The organism is Bradyrhizobium sp. P5_C11_2, from assembly GCF_054049755.1.
On sequence record NZ_JBFULT010000690.1, the window covers coordinates 1 to 3,429 of the forward strand.

At 64.3% G+C, this 3,429-nt stretch carries 7 protein-coding genes and 1 tRNA gene; 3 read left to right on the forward strand and 5 right to left on the reverse strand.

What is annotated here, in order from left to right; all coding sequences use genetic code 11:
- The coding region (locus ACXJL8_RS36945) for a hypothetical protein (protein WP_456686609.1) at positions 1-494 on the reverse strand (494 nt) is incomplete at its 3' end.
- Positions 495-584: 90 nt separating this feature from the next.
- Here ACXJL8_RS36945 and ACXJL8_RS36950 point away from each other — a divergent pair.
- Both ACXJL8_RS36950 and ACXJL8_RS36955 read left to right on the forward strand, forming a co-directional pair.
- Positions 585-1,037: a VOC family protein gene (locus ACXJL8_RS36950; RefSeq protein WP_456624048.1), complete on the forward strand. Its 453-nt coding sequence runs from the start codon at positions 585-587 to the stop codon at positions 1,035-1,037.
- Between the two features lie 393 nt (positions 1,038-1,430).
- A complete protein-coding gene (locus ACXJL8_RS36955; RefSeq protein ID WP_456686610.1) occupies positions 1,431-2,069 on the forward strand; it encodes a glutathione S-transferase family protein in 639 nt (212 codons plus the stop codon).
- Positions 2,070-2,202: 133 nt separating this feature from the next.
- Here ACXJL8_RS36955 and ACXJL8_RS36960 read toward each other — a convergent pair whose 3' ends face one another.
- From ACXJL8_RS36960 to ACXJL8_RS36970, 3 genes are read right to left on the reverse strand one after another with little or no spacing between them, the layout of a single operon-like run.
- Positions 2,203-2,370, reverse strand: a complete 168-nt coding sequence (locus tag ACXJL8_RS36960) for a hypothetical protein (RefSeq protein ID WP_456624046.1) — start codon at positions 2,368-2,370, stop codon at positions 2,203-2,205.
- Between the two features lie 5 nt (positions 2,371-2,375).
- The gene (locus ACXJL8_RS36965) at positions 2,376-2,651 is read right to left on the reverse strand and encodes a hypothetical protein (RefSeq protein ID WP_456686611.1); all 276 of its coding nucleotides are present in this window, start codon (positions 2,649-2,651) and stop codon (positions 2,376-2,378) included.
- A 57-nt stretch (positions 2,652-2,708) separates the two neighbouring features.
- Positions 2,709-2,963, reverse strand: a complete 255-nt coding sequence (locus tag ACXJL8_RS36970; RefSeq protein WP_456624044.1) for a PilZ domain-containing protein — start codon at positions 2,961-2,963, stop codon at positions 2,709-2,711.
- A 226-nt stretch (positions 2,964-3,189) separates the two neighbouring features.
- Between ACXJL8_RS36970 and ACXJL8_RS36975 the strand changes: the two genes are divergently transcribed.
- Positions 3,190-3,264 (forward strand) — tRNA-Glu (locus tag ACXJL8_RS36975).
- 71 nt (positions 3,265-3,335) lie between these two features.
- On the opposite strand, the gene ACXJL8_RS36980 is transcribed toward ACXJL8_RS36975, so the two are convergent.
- Positions 3,336-3,425 carry an SEC-C metal-binding domain-containing protein gene (locus ACXJL8_RS36980; RefSeq protein ID WP_456686612.1) on the reverse strand — a complete coding sequence of 30 codons (90 nt, stop codon included), beginning with the start codon at positions 3,423-3,425 and terminating at the stop codon, positions 3,336-3,338.
- Positions 3,426-3,429 lie beyond the last annotated feature (4 nt).

Genomic DNA, 3,429 nt, shown 5'->3' on the forward strand with positions numbered 1-3,429 from the left:
AGCATATAGGCCGACGTCCGGTAAGGCTCATCGAACTCCCAATCATCCACTAGGCGGTGGCCGTGGCTGACGCAGTCCTTCTGGTCGGCGTTGAAGCGATTCCAGATCGATAGCACCTCAAACAGCCGTTCTGATTTCCACGTCACGAGCTCAAATTGATAGTTGGCCGAGCGCAGGTAGGAATACGGCGACTTGCCCCAATGCTCATGGAGCCAGTAACGGGCTACGTTCTCGGGGACCGTTCTGAACTGGCGCCGAGCTCTCCGCCGCCACTCGTCAAATGGCTCCTTCTCCCACCCACTGGCGTCGACTTTTGGCTTAAGGCGTTTGGGATAATCGTCCATGGTGACCAATAGATACGCCGGTCGTTTGACGAAATTCAAGCCATGGCACGTGATGAAGCCGCGCTCCACCCTGGTTCGGATAAGCGGCGTGACTTCAGGCCCACCGCGTTGCGATACTTCACCGGCCGTCCTCCTCACGCGCATGTGCACGCGCCCCCTGCCCCTTGTCGCATTTTGCTGCTATTCATCGCCCCCGCCCGAAACCAAAAACCCTCCATCCGTTCCAAGGGAGCAACAACCATGCGATACCTCCACACCATGCTGCGCGTGCGCAATCTCGATGTCGCGATGAAGTTTTACCAGGATGCGCTGGGACTGAAGGAGGTGCGGCGGATCGAGAACGACAAGGGGCGTTTCACGCTGGTGTTCCTGTGCTCGGCCGACGACCTCGAGGCGCTGAAGAAGCAGCCCAACACGCGCGGCGCGCCGCTGGTCGAGCTCACCTACAATTGGGACGAGGAGAAGTACGGCGAGGACCGCTTCTTCGGCCATCTCGCCTATGAGGTCGACGACATCTATGCCACCTGCGAGAAGCTGATGAAGGCCGGCGTCACCATCAACCGGCCGCCGCGCGACGGCAACATGGCCTTCGTGCGCTCGCCCGATCTGCACTCGATCGAGCTGCTGCAGAAGGGCGAGCCGAAAGCGCCGCAGGAGCCGTGGTCGTCGATGCCGAACACCGGCCACTGGTAATTCCCGTAGGAACAAGCCCTCGCCGCCTGCGTTCACCCTTCGACAATGCGATTGGAGGAGGAACGCAATGGGACGAGGATTGTTGTTGTGGATGCTGGGCGTGCCGATCCCGGTGATCATCCTGCTGTGGCTGTTCTTGGGCCACTGATCGACCGACCAGCATGCATGAAAGCTCCGCCGACGGCGGAGCTTTTTGCATGAGAGGCCCGGCGCAATCGCCGTCGCTGGCTCCAGGGAATTCAGCTATCACCCGCGAGGTGGGCGCGTAGCCCGGATGGAGCGCAGCGTAATCCGGGACCACTGCGGCCGAAGCACCCCGGATTGCGCTTCGCTCCATCCGGGCTACGACACCAAAAAACGACGACAGCAAAAAGCGCCGCGGGAGGTCAAGAGATGCCGGACAGCAAGCTGACGATCTGGGGCCGCGCCAACTCGGTCAACGTGCAGAAAGTGCTGTGGTGCCTCACCGAGCTTGGCCTGCCCTATGAGCGCATCGACGCCGGCATGAGTTTTGGCAAGACCCGCGAGGCCGACTATCTCGCGATGAATCCCAATGCACGGATCCCGACGCTGGTCGATGGCGATTTCGTGCTGTGGGAGTCCAACTCGATCCTGCGCTATCTCTGCCTCGCGCATGGCCGTGGTACGCCGATCTATCCGGAGGCGCCGAAGCTGCGCAGCTCGGTCGACCGCTGGCTCGACTGGACGCTGTCGACGGTACAGCCGGTCKACCGGCCGGTGTTCTGGGGCATCGTGCGCACGCCGCCCGCGGAGCGCGACATGCTCCAGGTGCAGAGGGATGCGGATGCTGCCGCCGAGGTCTGGGCGATCGCCGACCGCCTGCTCTCATCGCGCCGCTTCATGGAGGGCGACCAGTTCACGCTGGCCGATATCGCGATCGGGTCTTATGCGCGGCGCTGGCTCGGCGTCGAGGGCGTCACCCGCCCGGCCCAGCCGCACCTGACGCGCTGGCTCGCCGAGCTCGGCAAACGGCCCGGATTCGCGCAGCATGTGGCCCCGCCGATGTCGTGAGGCGGCGGCGCGGCCTAAGTCGCGCTGCTGTCGCGAGGATTCGCGTTTCCGGCGCCTCATCTTCGCACTTGACGGCTACTGTGCATGGGGTTGTTTGTCATTTTTTTGTTTTGGCGGGTCCTCTTGGCGGGCCCTAGCGCCAGCCGCGCTCGACCAGCAGCACGCAGATGATCAGCACCAGCGTCACCACCGCGGTGGCAAGCCGCGCGGTCCAGCTCAGGCCGCGGCCGACCCACCACAGCAGCGCGCAGTACATCATCACAGGGACGAGGATATCGAGCCGCAACAGATCCGGCGACATGTCGGTCAGCGCCGGACGGTGGCGTCGATGCTGATCGAGCCGCCGATCTTCACGCAGGTGCCGGTGCCCTCGACCATGACGAAGCGCGGGCCATAGGACGCGCAGGAGCCGGCCTTAGCGCTCCCGGCCGCGCTCTTCAGCGGCAAGGTCTTCACTGACGAGGCCTTGYCCGCCTGCGGCCGCTCAGCGGCGGGCAGGCGCAGGCTCTCGGCCGCTGTGGCGGAGGTCGCTGCAAGACAGCTGAAAACAAGACAGCCGGGAATGAGGATCGTTGCGCGCATCCCACGCGTTCTAGCCCGGACGGCTGCCCTGCGCCATCCGGGTCGCGCCGGCCGAGCTCAGAGGAACTTGATGCCGGCCGATTTGCCGCGGCGCCAGACCACCTGGCAGCTCCGCCCGGTCCGCGCATCGCGCGAGAACGCCATCCGGACCACGCCCGGAAGCTGGCTCGCATCCTCGTCCATCGTGATCTTGGCGCCCGAGCTCGAGATGTCCTGGACCAGGCAATGCCGCGCGGCGAACCCGCCGTCCAGCGTGATCCAGGCATGCCGCGACAGCAGTTTGCGGGCTGCGCGCTTGGTGGGCTGTGGCATGGATGAAAAAATCTCCCATTCCAGCTACCGCAGGGAACCCTAATAAACCGTTGAAATCGCCCCCGAATGATCCCGGGGGCGAGGCTATCCACCGCCCCCAAAAGACCGTTCCCGAACGGCTTGCCCACGGGCCCAAAGGCCACTATACGTTCGCCCGCCGCAAACCGCCGGGCACGACTCGTGCGGACGGCGGCCGTGCCGCGAAGAGCGGCGGGGCCTTGCGTTTGCTCCCTTCGTCTATCGGTTAGGACGCCACCCTTTCACGGTGGAGAGAGCGGTTCGATTCCGCTAGGGAGCGCCAGCACCCCTCATTCGCTGCCCGCTCTTGAACGCCGTCTCCGGAGGCCGTCTCGCACCTGCGGCGCCTTGGGATCAGTAGCTGCCGCAACAATGCTTGAATTTCTCGCCTGAACCGCAGGGACAGGGATCGTTGCGTCCAACCTTGATGTGCCCGTAACGCAGCCGG